Source organism: Adhaeribacter aquaticus DSM 16391, from assembly GCF_000473365.1.
Lineage (GTDB): Bacteria > Bacteroidota > Bacteroidia > Cytophagales > Hymenobacteraceae > Adhaeribacter > Adhaeribacter aquaticus.
The window spans coordinates 1,545,129-1,561,368 of sequence record NZ_KI421517.1 but is presented as its reverse complement, the minus strand read 5'-3'; the positions used below and the strand labels follow the sequence as shown (position 1 = coordinate 1,561,368).

Here is a 16,240-nt window from a genome sequence, read left to right as displayed (position 1 = left end):
TTCCGATACTACTAATATTTGCAGTTGTGGGTTTCGGTTACTTACCGGAATAAAAGAATTTAGAATAGTTAGTTAATTTAATTTTTAAAATATTTAGATTTACTTGGAAATGCTGATTCCTGTTGTAAAATTTGTGTCACACAATAGCTAATGCTTTTATGAATATTACAGAGTTAAATTCTTCCTTGGAAGCTATAATCCGCAAAAAAGAGGAGTTAAGTAAATTATCTTATAATGACGCCCGCTATGATGATGTAGAGGAAGAACTGCACGACATGGAAGATGATTTTAATGATAATTACGGGGAATACTTAGAAGAAGTGCTGGCCGAAGTACATGACCGTATATGCCCAGATTCGGATGTATTGTTGCCAACAGCTTATTTGCCAAATAATTTAGCCGGCGATGAAGAGGAGCTTTCACATAAGGAAGGTGTTTGGGTGGATTCAGATGAGTTTCCTGACCGGGAAGTTCGTTTAGTATTAATACCTAACCCAACCCGGTTAATTTTATCGGTAGGTAAAAATATTAAAAAAGAAGTTTGGAAAGCTTAAGCCACTTAAAAAGTTGCTTCAGGCCATTAAGCTTTGAAGGTAGGCCATAAAAAAAAGTCCTGAGTTATATAACCCAGGACTTTTTTTTATGGCCTACTTATTTATTTTGGCAGGTACCCAAGCTTTTCCCTTACCCGGTTTAGGGTTTGGGAGCCTATAGCCCGGGCTTTATCAGCTCCAATTTTTAACTTTTCGTCTATTTCGGGGAGGTTATTCATGTAATAGTTAAACTGCTCCCGTTCCTTAGCAAATTTATTTACAACCAGCTCATAGAGTGCTTGCTTGGCGTGGCCATAACCATAATTTCCATTCAGGTAATTCTGGCGCATAGTTTCTACCTCGGCCTCTGATGCCATTAATGAATAAATTTTAAAAGTAGTATCCTCATCCGGGTTCTTAGGTTCTTCCAAGGACTTGCTATCAGAAACAATAGACTTAATGGCTTTCTTTAGCTGGTTATCCGGGGCAAAAATATCAATTATGTTACCGTATGACTTACTCATTTTTTCACCGTTGGTGCCCGGTATAATCATTACCGATTCGTCGATGCGGGCTTCTGGCAGAACAAAAGTTTCGCCGTAACGGTGGTTAAAGGCACTGGCTATATCCCGAGCCATTTCCAGGTGTTGCAGCTGGTCTTTTCCTACGGGTACAAAGTTTGCATCGTATAATATTATATCGGCAGTCATTAGTACCGGGTAAGTAAATAAACCTGCATTCACTTCGGCCAGCCGGTTTGATTTATCTTTAAACGAATGTGCATTGGCCAGCATGGGATATGGTGTAAAGCAGCTTAAGTACCAGGTAAGTTCTGTTGTTTCCGGTACATCCGATTGCCGGTAAAATATATTACGGTCGGTATCAAAATCAAAGGCTAACCAGGCAGCAGCTACCGCATAGGTATTCTGACGTAAAACCTCGGCATCGCGGACAGTAGTTAGTGAATGTAAATCTGCGATAAAGTATAGCGATTCGTTCTGACTTTTTTTAGAAAGCTCAATGGCCGGAATAATGGCACCTAGTAAGTTACCTAAATGCGGACGGCCAGAGCTTTGAATTCCGGTTAATATGCGTGACATGAAAACTTATTTTTTGCAAATAAAGCTATTTTAATGGAAAAATGCCTGCTTGTTTAGTCGAAAGAACAAGAGTTTAAAGTAATGTCGGGTTAAGACACAATGGAGCGGTCTTGAGCGGCTTCCGTTACTAATTGATTAGCTTGATTTATTCCCAGGTATTTATCTATAATAGCATGAGCAACATAAAGTATTGGGGTCATGATTATAGCTACAAAAAATTTATAAAGGTAATTTATAATAGAAACCGAAAAAACCATGGTAAGGGTCCAATTACCAAAAACGTAAAAAGCTACGAATAAAACCACTACGGTATCTACCAACTGTGAAACCAGGGTAGAGCCGGTAGCCCGGAGCCATATCTTTTTTTTGCCGGTAAGTTGACGCAACCAATGAAATACCGATGCATCGAGCAATTGGCCCAGTAAAAAAGCACAAACTGAACCAATGATAATGCCGCCTCCCTGGCGATAAATACTGTTAAAGGCATAATCAATATCAAAGGGCTTGCCATCTGGTGTTTTACTGTTTACATCCAGCCAGAAAGCTGCTGGCGGTAAGTTGGTGATAACAGTTATAACTAAAAAGGTATATAAAATAAGGCAAACGGTAATAATACTGATTTTCTTTACGCCTTCCTTACCGAAATACTCGTTTATAATATCAGTAGTAATAAAAACCACAGGCCAAATAATTACGCCGGCTGTTAAATTAAAATCAAAGGGCGTATCGGCAAAAAGATTTAAATGAGCAGGAGGTAAACCTAAGGAAGCTTCGCCGGAAAATATTTTAACCCCAATAAGTTCTGCTAAAACTGCATTGGTTAAAAAAATACTGCTTAAAATCAGAAAAAGGAGTGTTTTTTTTCGCTGAAACGGTGAGTCCATTATCTAAGGAGTAAAGTAAGTTGGTACTCCTGCAAAGAAAGCATAAAATTTTGTTTTGCCTCTTTTTAATCTAAAATACCAATTGTCTTGCCTTCCAAAGCCAAATTAGTATTATCAAAAACTTCTTTGGCCTCTTCCAGTAAAGGCGTTAAATCTTTATAGCGGGCAGAAAAATGACCAATCAATAAACGTTTTACCTGAGCCTTTAAAGCTAACGTAGCTGCTTGCCTGGCAGTACTGTGGAAGGTGTATTCAGCTCTTTCCCGCATATTATCCAGGAAGGTGGCTTCGTGGTAAAGCAAATCTACCTGCCAGATGTAAGGCAGAATATCTTCTTTATACCGGGTATCGCTGCAAAAGGCATAGGAGCGACTGTGCGATGGGTGGGTGGTGACATCGGCATTTCGTACGAGTATCTGACCGGAATCATCCAGTATATCTGCGCCATTTTTCAATTTAATTAATTGGGGCGGAGTCAGAAAATTAGGAAGTTTAGATTTTACCAGGTGCCTTGGTTTTGGCTTTTCCCGAAACAGAAAACCACAGCAGCTTACCCGGTGCTGCATGGGCAAAGTATGTACGGTAATGTACTTGTCTTCAAAAATCTGGGTGTGAACAGTAGTATCCAGTTCGTGAAAGGTAAGCTTAAACGAAAATTGGGTATTAGAATACTTAAACTGAAGCGTTAAAATATCAGCTAAACCAGGCGGACCATATAAAGAGAGGGGAGCCGTGCGCTGTTGTAAATGCATGGTAGAGAGCAAACCAAATAAACCAAAGAAATGGTCGCCATGCAAATGACTAATAAAAATACTAGAAATGCGCTGATGCTTTACTTTGTAACGCATCAGCTGCATTAGGGTGCCTTCGCCGCAATCAATCAGGTATAATTGATTACCTATTGTTAGTACTTGGGCGGTATGGTTTCGGTTAGGTGAAGGGGTTGCCGAGGAACTGCCTAATATTTTAAGCTCAAAGTCCAATCTGCTACCCGCTTTAACTATTCTTCTTTATTGGTTAAATCGCGTTCGATCTCATGTAGAAATACACGGTCGACAGCTTCTTCTACGGTAGGCAGAATGTTAAGAACCGATTCTAATTTAGAAATAGTAATCAGTTTCATAACGTGATCTTGCAAGCCAGCCAGGATTAATAAACCGTTAGAAGAATTGCACAAGCGATTCGCGATTAAGATAGAGCTTAAGCCAGATGAATCTGTATACTTAACATTGCTTAAATCCAGAATTAAATTCGTGATTCCTTCAGCATTTAATTTTACAAATTCAGATTTCAGATCAGGAGCAATAGTCGTATCCAGCTTTTTCTCATCTATCGTGATGATTGTATAATTCTCTTTTTTATCGATGGTGTATTTCATACGTACTGCTATATGGTTTTAAAGTGCGAATCTACCAAATATAATTGAAAAATATCGGTTTTGTTTATAAAATGTTTTGTTTTATGCTATTTTCAATCCGGTCTAAAATAGCATCATAACTTGTTTTAATAAATGATTGACCGGTAACTACTTCGTACAATTCAATGTAGCGGGCAGAAATTTGTTCTAACCAGGCATCCGACATTTCAGGTATTTCCTGTCCTGGTTTCCCCTGGAAATTATTGTCAATCAACCATTGACGTACAAATTCTTTCGAAAGCTGCCGCTGCGGAGCCCCTTTTTCCTGTAGTTCTTCATACCCTTCGCTGTAAAAATACCGGGATGAATCTGGGGTGTGAATCTCATCAATCAAATAAATTGTTCCGTTTGCCTTGCCAAATTCGTATTTGGTATCTACTAAAATCAGGCCACGTTTGGCTGCCAGTTCAGTACCCCGGGCAAATAAAGCTTTGGTATAGTCCGCTAATTGCGCATAATCATCTGCCGATACCAAGCCAGTCGCTACAATATCTTCCGGCGAAATGTCTTCATCGTGTCCTTCGGCCGCTTTAGTAGTAGGTGTAATTATGGGCTCCGGTAACTTATCATTTTCACGTAAACCTTCGGGTAACTTCTGGCCGCAAACTTCCCGTTTCCCACTGTTGTATTCCCGCCAGGCATGGCCGGCCAGATAACCTCTAATTACCATTTCCACTTTAAATGGCTCGCATTTCAAACCAATTGTCACATTTGGATCTGGTTGCACCTGCACCCAGTTGGGCACTAAGTCCGAAGTGGCTTTTAACGAAAAAGCAGCAATCTGGTTTAAAACCTGCCCTTTATAAGGAATGGCCCTGGGTAAAACCACATCAAACGCAGAAATCCGGTCAGTAGCTACTACTGCTAATTTATCCTGAAAATGGTAAACGTCGCGTACTTTCCCACGATAGAATTCAGTTTGACCGGGGAATTGAAAATTTGTTTCTTTAAGCGCTTGCATGTGTATTTTAACGTAAGATGTGGCAAAGTTAAAAAGATATTTGTACCCTCAAAATCAACATGAATATAGATTTTGATTTCTTATGCTTTAATAGCTTTTTCTTTAGTGATACCTTTCATAGGTAAGGGTTTTGGCAATAAACAAGGGAATGAAATAAATGTTATTTAAAGCAACAAAAGGGAAAATATATTATTTAGGTTTATACTCTTTTATATAAAAAATCCTATTATTAAAGTTAAAAGAAGTCGTATATAAGCATATTGAACATAAATATTCTTATTATGAAATACATAAATTTACCTTTAATTTTATTTAGTTTAATATTCGTTTCATTTGGTTGTCAAAAAGAATATATTGAGCCAAAGTCTTTAACAGAACAAACGGTTATAGATCTTCCAAGTAGAGCAGAAAATACACCTTGTAAGTCTTATTTTTACTATTATAATCAAGATAAAGTGCAGTTAGGAAATGTGTCTACCAAACGGGTTATTATTGGCTTCCAGGATGGGTTTACTACTGAACAGAAAAATCAGTTTATCTCAAACCACTCTTTTCTACAGAATATTGAAAGCGAAAACCATACAGGTAGTGCTGATGCTACGGTTATATTATTAAAAGAAGGCATTACTTGTTCACAGGTTCAGGCAGGACTGGATCTGCTAAAACAAAGCAAAGCGGTGCGTTATGCCACACCATTCTTTTCTAATGACGGTTCTGATCGTGGTATAACTAACCAGTTTATTGTTAATTTAAAATCTACTTCCACACTTGCCGATTTAGAAAATATGGCTAAAAGAACAAATACCAAAATAGTAGATCAGCTTTCCAACTTAACTTATATATTAAGTGCGGATAAAACCTCGCAGGGAAACGCTCTGGAAATGGCTAACTTCTTTCATGAGAATAACAAAATAGATTCAAGTGAACCTGACTTTTTCTTTATTTTTAGTGGCAGTTATGTTAGTAAAGATTAAAATAAAAAAGCCTCCCATTCGGGAGGCTTTTTTATTTTAAACAATATATTTTTTAACTAACATATACCGCATTTGCTTTATCTCGCAGGTTGTATTCCGAAGACATAACCTCGCCGTAAGCACCAGCTGTGCGCAATGCCATTAAATCATGGCGGTTTGTTTCCGGTAACATTACATCTTTAGCAAAGCAGTCGGTTGATTCACAAATAGGTCCTACTACATCGTATTTTACTTCCGGTAAAACGCTGCTCAGGTTTTCTATTTTATGATAAGCCTGGTATAGCATAGGACGCATTAATTCGGTCATGCCAGCATCCAGAATTGCAAAATTTTTGGTACGTCCTTTTTTAATGTATAAAACTTTAGTAATTAAAGAACCACATTGTGCTACCAAAGAGCGGCCTAATTCAAAATGGACCTGTTGTCCTGGCCGAACCTTTAAATTTTCGTTAAAAATTGCAAAATAACTTTCAAAATCCGGAATAAGATTCTGATCCGGATGGTAATAATCCACGCCCAAACCACCGCCTACGTTCAGGTGCGGTAATTCAAGACCCCGATCGTTAAACCAATCCTGTATTTCATTCACCCGGGCGCAAAGGTTATTAAACACCGTAAGATCTGTAATCTGAGAACCAATATGGAAGTGAAGCCCTATCAGTTCTATATTGGGCAGGGATTGTATTAGTTGGAGAACATCTTCCAGTTCCCATATATTTATTCCAAACTTGTTTTCATTTAAGCCGGTAGTGATGTGCTTATGGGTATTGGCATCTACATTTGGATTAATGCGTAGCGCCACGCGGGCCATTTTATCCTGTTGTTCAGCCAGCTCATTTATAACAGCTAATTCGTGCGACGATTCACAGTTAAAACAGAAAATATCGTGTTTTAAAGCAAAGTTAATTTCAGCATCTGATTTGCCTACACCGGCAAAAACAATATGTTCCGGCGAGAACCCCCGCTTTAAAGCCCGTTTTACCTCGTTACCACTAACGCAATCAGCGCCAAAGCCATATTTTTTTACTAATCGTAAAATAGGCTTATTGCTGTTTGCCTTCATGGCATAATGTACCTGAAAATTATACTTGCTGGCAGCACTTTGTGCTTTTTCCAGGGTTTGTTCAAACAGGTTTAAATCGTACAGGTAAAAAGGAGTAGGCTCATTTTTTAACTCCTTTAACTGGTCTTTAAGCATCGAAAAAGTTTCGGTTGAGCTAACTAATGCTTCGTTAATAAGGGACATTATCTGACTTTACTTTTTAATAAACTAATAGCAGAGTTACTTTTAAAATAGCAAAGAAATAGGAAAGAAACCTAAAACCAGGATATTCAAAAATAGAAATCTGAATAATTTTTACACAAAGGTAATGAAAATAAGCTACTTTGCCGTACTTAAATTACCTGGTAGCATATAAGAACGCTAACAATAAAAATTTCATTTTCGTTTAATAAGCTAAAAAAGAAGCGGTAACAGTTGAATTGTTTATAAATAAAAAGAGCGTTTCGTCTTATCCCGACAAAACGCTCTTTTTATTTTTGTATATTTAAGCTACCTGCTTCCTGCCGATGAGCCCACATCCTGGCCACCATCCTGAACGCTTTTTGCGCCTTGCCGGCCACCTGATTTAGGATACATATTTTGCGGAAGGTTTAAATTATCAGCATTATCTTCTGATGCCTTATTCACAGAGTTTATATCTTTAACCAACTGTTTGTCCTGATCTTTCTTTTGATTTTCCTTCATAGTAATTAAATTTTAATAGGTTCAAAAAGAAACCTTCTTGTAAAGGCTTACTTTATGTACGCACAATTCTTAATTATGGTACCAAAACTTCTGAAGAAATACAGGATCAGGTAAGGCTATTCTTCTTCGCGGAAGAATAATTGGTAATAATGGAGGTTTCGTTCTTCGTCGTAGCCTTTTACTATTTGGTCGGAGCGGCCATGTACGTAAATATGAAAGTTCTTATCCAGTTTAATAATGCTTTTCATGATCCGGCTTTGTTTCTTAAACGCTGAATCATGAATATCAAATTCTGGTAAAATTTCAATGTTATTTTCGTTTTCGTAATGACTTTTATAGTTCTGAAAGCTTTCAATCAGCTCGGGCTGGGCAATAACCTCGTTCTGGAACTGGTGCAGGTCAAACACCTCTTTCTCTTTCATAAAATCCACTGACTTTTTTAATAAGTCTACCTGGTCCATCCGGTTCATTTCATATTCTTCGGGAAGCCTTTCCTCCACAAATGATTTACACATACTCATCAGGTGCTGGGTGTGGAAATAATTATCCTGGCGGGATTTTACCCTCAAAAACTCGTCTTTCCAGTATTGGGCTTCGTTTCCTTTGTTCAGGTTGTCTATGGTAGCTACCAGATAGCCCTGGTCCCGGTCGGTATTAAAAATAAGGCAGCCTTTATCCAATTTATTTATGTTTACGCCGTCTTCGCTGTCTATATCAAATGTGTCGCCGTTCGGATATACTTTCAGGTACGTTTCCCGGGATTCTGATTTAAACAAACCAATGGCATCCATGGCTTCGCCGTCCAGTACACAATCTTTTAAATAAGTAATGTAAAACTCACCTTCTTTTACTTTGGGATGAGAACTTTGCTCATATAAATGCCGGGCCAGATTCACCGATTGCTCATAAATATCTTCCGGATTATCGAATATCCTGGAAACAAAGGAAAAAACCTCGTTCAAGTTGATATCAGATTCATGATGCAGGTTAAAATATTCATCGGACTTAAATGGAGAAAGGAAATACTTTAGAAGTAAATCTTTCACAAAACCATCCAGCTTCAGCTCGTCCTTCGAAAAGCGGATTCCTTCCTCTCTGGATTTATTGCCAACTTTATGTAATATAAGGTGCTCTAACTTAACTTCAGAAGTAATTAACATGAAATGCTATTATAAATTGGGGCACAAAGATACACCAGATTTTGGTGGGACAGATAAAGCAACACTAGCTAAAAATAAAAAGAGCCCGCTGTATAACAGCGGGCTCTTTTTATTGTAAGTAACGGTAACTTATTTAATTGCTAATTTAGTTTTTACTAAAGGTAAAACATCGTGGCTTTCTTTAGCATAAATAAAGGAACCAGAGCTGGTATCAAAAATATAATCGTAACCATTTTCTTTACCCACTTCCTGAATTGCTTTTTCAGCTTTATCCAGAACAGGTTTAAATAATTGCTCACGTTTGGCCGCTATTTGTTGCTGACTAACCATTTGCGCTTGCTGCATTTGCTGTTCTAAGTCTGTAATAGCTTTAATCCGGGTTTGTTTAACGGCATCAATCATAGTTCTTTCCTGTGCCTGGAAATCTGTGATTTTGCTTTGATAATCTTTTTGCAAAGCTCCGAATTGGTTTTCTAAATTCCGGACATAAGCAGTTAAATTCGCATCTGCCCGTTTTGCTTCGGGCATTAATTTAATTAATTCACCTGTGTTAATGTACCCAAATCGCTGGCTTGGGGCAACACTCGGTTCTTGAGCTGAAGTAGTGTTAGCCGCCTGAGCGGTGGTATCATTTGTTGGAGTAGCAGCAGGTGCCGGGGTGCTGGTTTCTGATTTTGTTTCAACTGCAGCTTTTTCATCAGCCTGCTTTTTCTGGCAGCCGGTAAAGAAAGCTGATCCGCCTATTGACAAACTTAAAATCAGTACTAAAAAAGGCCTCTTCATAAATGGTGTTAATTGGGTATTTTAAAAGTTTAGGGGTAGCAAAGTACCCATATTATCTGAGTTTTTCCAATTAATTTTAGTTAAAGGTTTTAAGAGTTTCTTTCAACATGCATAAATCAGAAAAATCTGGTGCCAAAATATGGGTTTTTCAGCATTAGCTAAAGGTTTGGTACTGTCTGATTTATTATAATTTTCACGGTAGGAATACTAATAAAAACCCAGATTTGACTTATTAAAATTGATAATAAGATAAAATATTGATCAATATTTGTATAATTAGCAAAATTATACAAACCCAAACTCCTTTTAATTAGATAAAATTTAGCTTACCAATGAGCCAGACTGTTGCTTTTACCGAAAAAAAATATGTGCCCACCCTTATTTTTGTCACTTCTTTATTTATGCTGTGGGGCATTGCCATTACAATGGGCGATGTCTTGAACCGGCATTTTCAAAATGTATTACACGTTTCTAAAGCAGAATCTGGATTAGTGCAATTCTCCATTTTTGGTGCTTACGCTGTTATGGGTATTCCGGCGGGGTTATTCATGAAAAGATATGGCTATAAAAATGGGGTGTTATTAGGGCTGATTTTGTATGCTATTGGCGCATTCTTATTTGTGCCAGCCGCTAACAGTGAGTCTTTTCTTGGTTTCAGGGCAGCTTTGTTTATACTGGCTTGTGGTTTAGCTACCCTGGAAGCCGTTGCGCACCCTTTTATTGGCGCTTTAGGCAATCAAAGTTCCAGTGACCAGCGCATAAACTTTGGCCAGGCCTTTAATGGTCTGGGTGCGGTAATTGGGCCCTTAATTGGAGGTTATTTTATTTTGCGAGCTTCCAGTGAGGCTCCAAACGACTTAAGTTCAGTTAAAACCTTATATTTTTGTATTGGAACGGTAATAGCCAGTATAGCCTTAGCATTTTCTTTTGTGAAAGTGCCTGCACTTTCTGATGCCCATGCAGCTCATGCTAATGCGGCAAATGGGGCAGCAGGCGCTCAGGTACAAGATAAACCATTAATTAAACAACGTCATTTCGTTTGGGCGGTAATTGCACAGTTCTTTAATGTTTGCGCGCAAGGAGGAACCTGGGCATTTTTTATTAATTATGGCCACGAAAAGATGGGCTTTGCCGATGAAGTAGCGTCCTATTATTTTAGCTTAAGCATGGTAGCCATGATGGTCGGTCGCTTCATTGGCACTTTTTTAATGCGATATATTGCTCCAAATAAATTACTAGCCACTTATGCCGTGGCCAATATAATCATGTGCTTGCTGGTAACACAGAATTTGGGATGGGTATCTTTTGTAGCTTTAATTATGTTGAATTTCTTTTTCAGTATCATGTTCCCTACCATTTTTAGTTTAGGGCTGAAGAACCTGGGAAAGAACACGCAGCAAGGGTCTTCTATTATTGTAATGGGTGTAGTTGGTGGAGCCATTTTTCCGCCTTTAATGGGTTTATTAGCTAACGAAGATGTAGCCAAAGCTTATTACCTGCCGATTATTTGTTATTTTGTTATCTTCTTATTTGGGGCTAAATTTTCAAAAGTGCAGGAGTAAGCAATTGGTTAGGCTTATTTTTAGGTTTACTCAAAAGATGAATCAGATTTTATAATAAAATGCCAAGTAATGGAGTTTGGTTTAAATATAAAGGAAGAGCAGTTTTAAATAAGTACGCCTATTTATAATTGCCTTGGGTAAAGTAAATTATTACATTTGTTTACATGGACAGAACCAAATTTAAAAGCTACCTGAAAAAGTTAGGAATTGCGGGATTCCTTTTTTTCCTGATAAAAGGCCTGATTTGGTTAGTTATATTATTTGGCGGGGCCAAATTTTTCTTTGGTGACTAAACCGGGTATTTTTATTTATTAGTAAGCCACATAAAAAAGAGGGAGGAAATAAGCGTTTCTTCCCTCTTTTTATTTTTATGCCTGCCTCCAAAGAATTCCAATTTTTAGCACAAAATAAGTTTTCTGGTGAGGATGCGGTAAAGCAATCAAGGTAAAGGCAATTTGAAAATGTATTCAGTATAAAACCTTTATCGGCACTATAGTCGCTAAAAGTATTCTTAAAAATTAATTTCTTTCTGCGCTTAATATTCAAGAATACTTCTAATCCTGCCACAATCCATTTTTTTGGCTTTAAATTTGGTATAATATTAAAAACATAAATGAAATCTGGGAAGTAATTTAGTTTATGAACGGTTAGGGTTTAAAATTAATATCAAATAAAACTAAGCTTTTTATTTTCTGAATTATCCCTTAATATGCAACCAAATGTGCCTGAACAAAAAGGCACTTTATTTATAGTTTATTTACATGAAGCGTAGAGAATTTTTATGGCAGACAGGTGCTTTAGCAGCTGGTGGTTTATTGGTACCTCAATTTTTAAATGCTGCCAGCCGGGAGCCTATTGGTTTGCAGCTGTATACGGTGCGCAGCTTATTAGAGCAAGACCTGAAAGGTACTTTGCAAAAAGTTGCTGACATTGGTTTTAAAAATATGGAATCGGCTGCTGGTTCTAAAGGGCATTATTACGGTTTAAAACCTAAAGAATTCAGCAAAATGCTGAAAGATATGGGTATGAAGCTCCGGAGCTCCCATGTAAAAGTAGGGTACAACGCTGGCAGCAACAAGCCTAAAAATGAGACCCTAACTTATGATTTACAAAAATTGGTAGATATGGCGGCGGAAGCTGGTCAGGATTACCTAACATGCGCTTACCTTGATCCGCATGAACGAACTAAGCTGGATGATTATAAAAGCCACATTGAGCTGTTTAACCGGGCTGGTGAGGCGTGTAAAAAAGCAGGAATTAAGTTTGCTTATCACAACCACGACTTTGAGTTTGTACCTATGGACGGACAAGTACCTTATGACCTGCTTTTGTCACAAACTGATAAGGACCTGGTAAAAATGGAACTGGATTTATATTGGGTAATTAAAATAGGGAAAGATCCGCTGGAATTGTTCCGGAACCATCCGGGCCGATTTGCTATGTGGCATGTGAAAGACATAGACAGAACTGAAAAAAGGTTTTTTACTGAAGTAGGAAATGGTACTATAGATTTTAAGCCCATTTTTGCGGCGTCTAAAACAGCCGGCATGAAATATTATTTTGTAGAACAAGATATTACGCCGGGAAACCCTATGGATAGCATAACTACCAGCTACCGTAACCTGAAAAGGATATTAGCTTAGTTATTTAATTTATACATTTATGGGCGGCCTGTTCTAAAACAGGTCGCTTTTTTTATGCGAATAGTGTAAGGCGAAGTTTCCATTTATTAATAGAGTGGGACTTGTTTAGCGGGAAGTCCTCTAAAAAGGTGAAGGTAACCATCTAAAATTATTTTAATTAAAATTGGGTTTAACTTTTGAAACCACATTAAGAAAAACAACAGATATACCTTTTAGTTAAAGTACACCCACCATAGAGGAGTCTGAAAGCTACCAGCTTTTAGAACCAAAACTTACTACCAACCTTAAACTTCAGACTCAAAGCCCTGGGATAAATTTAGTTAGAATATTGTTGCAATTAAAACGAGAAATTACCTACAAAATCAAAGCTTTAGGAGTTAATTAGCTATCAATATAGTCTCTTTAAGAGCCAGGACTTCTGGTATTTGGTGTAAAAATTAAACTGCTTTAAATTTTCCTTTATCGCAGATTTACAGTAATATGCTTCTTCATAATAACTAATAACAACCACCACAAAATTTAACCCAATGACCCTTAACCGAAGAGAGTTCTTATGGCAGGCCGGTGCCTTAACGGCCGGTGTCATGCTTGCCCCTCAATTAGTTCAAGCCGCAACTAAACCCCGAATAGGCCTGCAATTATATACTTGCCGGCAATTACTGGATCAGGATTTAAACGGTACATTAAAACAAATCGCCTCTATTGGGTACAAAGAATTAGAGTCCGCCTCCGGTGCAAAAGGACATTACTATGGTATGAAGCCAAAAGAACTTTCCAATATGGTAGCGGATATGGGTATGAAATTACGGGCGCATCATGTTACAGCGGGTCGTATCCCGCAGGCCGGGCAACCAGTACAAACCGATCCTACCCGGATGACTTTATTTGATGGATTACAACAACACGTAGATATGGCGGCAGAAGCCGGATTAAGTTATCTGGTTTGTTCTTCTTCCAATTTCTCCAACTTAGATGAGCTTAAAAGGGTTATCGAGTTATTTAATCGGGCAGGAGAGGCCTGTAAAAAAGCCGGAATGACTTTCGCTTTCCATAACCACGATCGGGAATTTAAACCAATGGAAGGGCAAATTCCATACGAGCTGATGCTTTCCCAAACCGATAAGGACCTGGTAAAATTTGAACTGGATTTATTCTGGATTTTAAAAGCTGGTACCGATCCGGTAGACATGTTTAAGAAGAACCCAGGGCGCTATGCCTTGTGGCATGTAAAGGACATGGATAATACCGAAAATAAAAACTTTACCGAAATTGGTAACGGGACAATTGATTTTAAACCCATTTTTGCCGCGGCTAAAACCTCCGGAATGAAATATTTTTTTGTAGAGCAGGATCGGACGCCCGGTAACCCGCTGGATAGTATTGCCATTAGTTACAAAAACTTATCTAAAGTGCTGGCTTAGTTTTAAAAAAAGTATTAACTATTAAAAAAGCAGCAGCTATTAATGGCTTCTGCTTTTCAATTTACTGTATTCCTGATTGAATAAATAAATAATTACAGTATTCAATTCACTTACCATTTGGCCCGTTCTAGGTTAATCTTTATTAAATATTAGACCTGTTGGTTTTGATTTTACCCCACAATATGAAAGTTATGACCTCTATTGGCAGGTTAACTTGTCTAGGATAAAGTTATTTGAATGCAGTTAAATGCATAAAATCTTTTTATACAAACTAATTGAACCAGAACTTAACCGTTATTAATAGATTCATTTTAATATAGAATAACTTTACAGCTCAGCATAAATAAAAAGGGCGACTAATAGTAGTCGCCCTTTTTATTTATGCTGAGCTATTTTTTACCAGAAGATGATATAAAGTGCGGCAACAATACCACAAATTAAAGTTGCACCAATGGCAAAAGGAGTAGATGTTTTAAACATAGAGGCATCGATTTCCAAACCTTTTGGATTGTTCTTGCTCTTCGGATCAAGCAGCGTCATGATAACCATTAAAGCTACCAATATCAAGAATACAATACCCATTCTATCCAGGAAAGGAATCTCCTCGAATTGGAATTTTAAGAAGGTAGAAAGTGGAATGGTAAGTACAGCGGCGGCTAGGGCAGCAGCAGAAGTGGTACGCTTCCAAAAGAAACCTAAAGCAAAAATGGCAAATACACCCGGCGAAATAAAACCTGTATACTCCTGAATGTATTGGAAAGCCTGGTCCAGGTTACGTAATGCAGGTGCTACTACTAAGGCTATAATAAACGAAACAACTACTACAATTCTACCAAAACCTACTAAACGTTTTTCAGAAGCATTTTTGTTAAAGAATTTCCTGTAAATATCTAAGGTGTAAATGGTAGAGATACTGTTTGCTTTACCAGCCAAAGAGGCCACAATAGCTGCAGTTAAAGCCGCAAAGGATAGGCCTTTTAATCCTGTTGGTAATAAGTTTAATAATACAGGGTAAGCGTGGTCTGGAATAACGTGGCCTGCCTGATTTGCCATTTCCTGTTGGAAGGAACCATTTTTAAACAAAACGTAAGCTGCAATACCTGGCAATACCACAATTACCGGCATTAATAACTTTAAGAATGCTGCAAATAAAAGACCATTACGAGCAGTTGGTAAAGTAGCGCCTAAAGCACGTTGGGTAATGTATTGGTTACAACCCCAGTAGTTCAGGTTAACAATCCACATACCACCAATCAGTACAGATATACCAGGTAAATCCATGTAAGCATCACGGGTTCCGCCTTGGCCATTCGGAATCATTAATTCGCCTTCCGATAAAATCATGCTGAAGTGGTCAGCCGCTTCTTTGCGAAGCATGCTTAAGCCATCTAAAAAGCCATTGCCGCCTGTACTAGTGGCAACTAATTCTAAGGCCAGATAAGTAGTAGCCAAACCACCTAAAACCAGTACGAATACCTGGATTACGTCGGTATAACCAATTACTTTCATACCACCCAGAGTAATGAAGATAGCGAATATGGCTAAACCGTACATGCAGTAGTAAAAATCAATACCAGTAACAGTTTCGATAGCTAAGGCACCTAGATAAAGGATAGAGGTTAGGTTAACGAAAACGTATACCAGAAGCCAAAAAATAGCCATTAAAGTACTTACGGCATCGTTATAACGATGGGATAAGAACTGAGGCATGGTATAAATTTTGTTCTTCAAATATATTGGAATGAAGAAAATAGCTACTACCATTAAGGTAACAGCTGCCATCCATTCATAAGTAGAAATGGCTAAACCCATGGCAAAGCCAGAACCGGCCATTCCAATAAATTGTTCGGCAGAAATGTTAGAAGCAATCAGAGAGGCCCCAATGGCCCACCAGGTTAAAGATCCCTCTGCCAGAAAGAAGTCTTTTGAGTCAGTAATTCCAGTGTTTTTTTTCTTGTAAATCCAGTAACCGTATCCGGAAACAATAAAAAAGTAGATAAAAAAAACGATGTAGTCGATCGATTGGAGTCCCATTAATTTTTTTAGTTATAGCCT

General features: G+C 37.9%; 16 protein-coding genes. 5 read left to right on the top strand and 11 right to left on the bottom strand.

Annotated elements, in window-relative coordinates; all coding sequences use genetic code 11:
- Nucleotides 1–158 precede the first annotated feature (158 nt).
- Nucleotides 159–554, top strand: coding sequence for a hypothetical protein (locus ADHAQ_RS0108965; protein WP_026462647.1), 396 nt, complete (start codon nt 159–161; stop codon nt 552–554).
- Between the two features lie 101 nt (nt 555–655).
- On the opposite strand, the gene trpS is transcribed toward ADHAQ_RS0108965, so the two are convergent.
- The 5 genes from trpS to ADHAQ_RS0108940 all read right to left on the bottom strand — a co-directional run bounded on the left by trpS (nt 656) and on the right by ADHAQ_RS0108940 (nt 4,895).
- Nucleotides 656–1,633, bottom strand: coding sequence for a tryptophan--tRNA ligase (gene trpS, locus ADHAQ_RS0108960; RefSeq protein ID WP_026462646.1), 978 nt, complete (start codon nt 1,631–1,633; stop codon nt 656–658).
- Between the two features lie 89 nt (nt 1,634–1,722).
- Nucleotides 1,723–2,517 (bottom strand): queuosine precursor transporter, encoded by a 795-nt coding sequence (locus tag ADHAQ_RS0108955; RefSeq protein ID WP_026462645.1) that lies wholly within the window; start codon nt 2,515–2,517, stop codon nt 1,723–1,725.
- A gap of 65 nt (nt 2,518–2,582) precedes the next feature.
- Complete coding sequence (locus ADHAQ_RS0108950) at nt 2,583–3,500, bottom strand: ribonuclease Z (RefSeq protein WP_026462644.1); 918 nt, start codon at nt 3,498–3,500, stop codon at nt 2,583–2,585.
- A gap of 17 nt (nt 3,501–3,517) precedes the next feature.
- On the bottom strand, nt 3,518–3,895 hold the full coding sequence (locus tag ADHAQ_RS0108945; protein WP_026462643.1) for an STAS domain-containing protein: 378 nt from the start codon (nt 3,893–3,895) through the stop codon (nt 3,518–3,520).
- A 64-nt stretch (nt 3,896–3,959) separates the two neighbouring features.
- Nucleotides 3,960–4,895 (bottom strand): phosphoribosylaminoimidazolesuccinocarboxamide synthase, encoded by a 936-nt coding sequence (locus ADHAQ_RS0108940; RefSeq protein WP_026462642.1) that lies wholly within the window; start codon nt 4,893–4,895, stop codon nt 3,960–3,962.
- A 281-nt stretch (nt 4,896–5,176) separates the two neighbouring features.
- Here ADHAQ_RS0108940 and ADHAQ_RS0108935 point away from each other — a divergent pair, with 281 nt between their 5' ends.
- Nucleotides 5,177–5,869 (top strand): hypothetical protein, encoded by a 693-nt coding sequence (locus ADHAQ_RS0108935; protein WP_026462641.1) that lies wholly within the window; start codon nt 5,177–5,179, stop codon nt 5,867–5,869.
- Between the two features lie 52 nt (nt 5,870–5,921).
- Here the strand turns inward: ADHAQ_RS0108935 and lysA are convergent, their stop codons facing one another.
- From lysA to ADHAQ_RS25085, 4 genes are all read right to left on the bottom strand, one after another.
- Complete coding sequence (lysA, locus tag ADHAQ_RS0108930) at nt 5,922–7,115, bottom strand: diaminopimelate decarboxylase (protein ID WP_245590589.1); 1,194 nt, start codon at nt 7,113–7,115, stop codon at nt 5,922–5,924.
- A gap of 306 nt (nt 7,116–7,421) precedes the next feature.
- Nucleotides 7,422–7,616, bottom strand: a complete 195-nt coding sequence (locus ADHAQ_RS0108925; protein ID WP_026462639.1) for a hypothetical protein — start codon at nt 7,614–7,616, stop codon at nt 7,422–7,424.
- Nucleotides 7,617–7,732: 116 nt separating this feature from the next.
- Nucleotides 7,733–8,776: a nucleoid-associated protein gene (locus ADHAQ_RS0108920; protein ID WP_026462638.1), complete on the bottom strand. Its 1,044-nt coding sequence runs from the start codon at nt 8,774–8,776 to the stop codon at nt 7,733–7,735.
- Nucleotides 8,777–8,905: 129 nt separating this feature from the next.
- Nucleotides 8,906–9,559, bottom strand: coding sequence for an OmpH/Skp family outer membrane protein (locus tag ADHAQ_RS25085; RefSeq protein WP_051359810.1), 654 nt, complete (start codon nt 9,557–9,559; stop codon nt 8,906–8,908).
- A gap of 332 nt (nt 9,560–9,891) precedes the next feature.
- Between ADHAQ_RS25085 and fucP the strand changes: the two genes are divergently transcribed.
- On the top strand, nt 9,892–11,121 hold the full coding sequence (gene fucP / locus ADHAQ_RS0108910; RefSeq protein ID WP_026462637.1) for an L-fucose:H+ symporter permease: 1,230 nt from the start codon (nt 9,892–9,894) through the stop codon (nt 11,119–11,121).
- Nucleotides 11,122–11,373: 252 nt separating this feature from the next.
- Here the strand turns inward: fucP and ADHAQ_RS0108905 are convergent, their stop codons facing one another.
- On the bottom strand, nt 11,374–11,688 hold the full coding sequence (locus ADHAQ_RS0108905; RefSeq protein WP_026462636.1) for a hypothetical protein: 315 nt from the start codon (nt 11,686–11,688) through the stop codon (nt 11,374–11,376).
- A 194-nt stretch (nt 11,689–11,882) separates the two neighbouring features.
- Here ADHAQ_RS0108905 and ADHAQ_RS0108900 point away from each other — a divergent pair, with 194 nt between their 5' ends.
- Complete coding sequence (locus tag ADHAQ_RS0108900; RefSeq protein ID WP_026462635.1) at nt 11,883–12,764, top strand: sugar phosphate isomerase/epimerase family protein; 882 nt, start codon at nt 11,883–11,885, stop codon at nt 12,762–12,764.
- A 527-nt stretch (nt 12,765–13,291) separates the two neighbouring features.
- Nucleotides 13,292–14,185, top strand: coding sequence for a sugar phosphate isomerase/epimerase family protein (locus tag ADHAQ_RS0108895; protein ID WP_026462634.1), 894 nt, complete (start codon nt 13,292–13,294; stop codon nt 14,183–14,185).
- Nucleotides 14,186–14,581: 396 nt separating this feature from the next.
- Here the strand turns inward: ADHAQ_RS0108895 and ADHAQ_RS0108890 are convergent, their stop codons facing one another.
- Complete coding sequence (locus ADHAQ_RS0108890) at nt 14,582–16,219, bottom strand: sodium/sugar symporter (RefSeq protein WP_026462633.1); 1,638 nt, start codon at nt 16,217–16,219, stop codon at nt 14,582–14,584.
- Between the last annotated feature and the right edge of the window lie 21 nt (nt 16,220–16,240).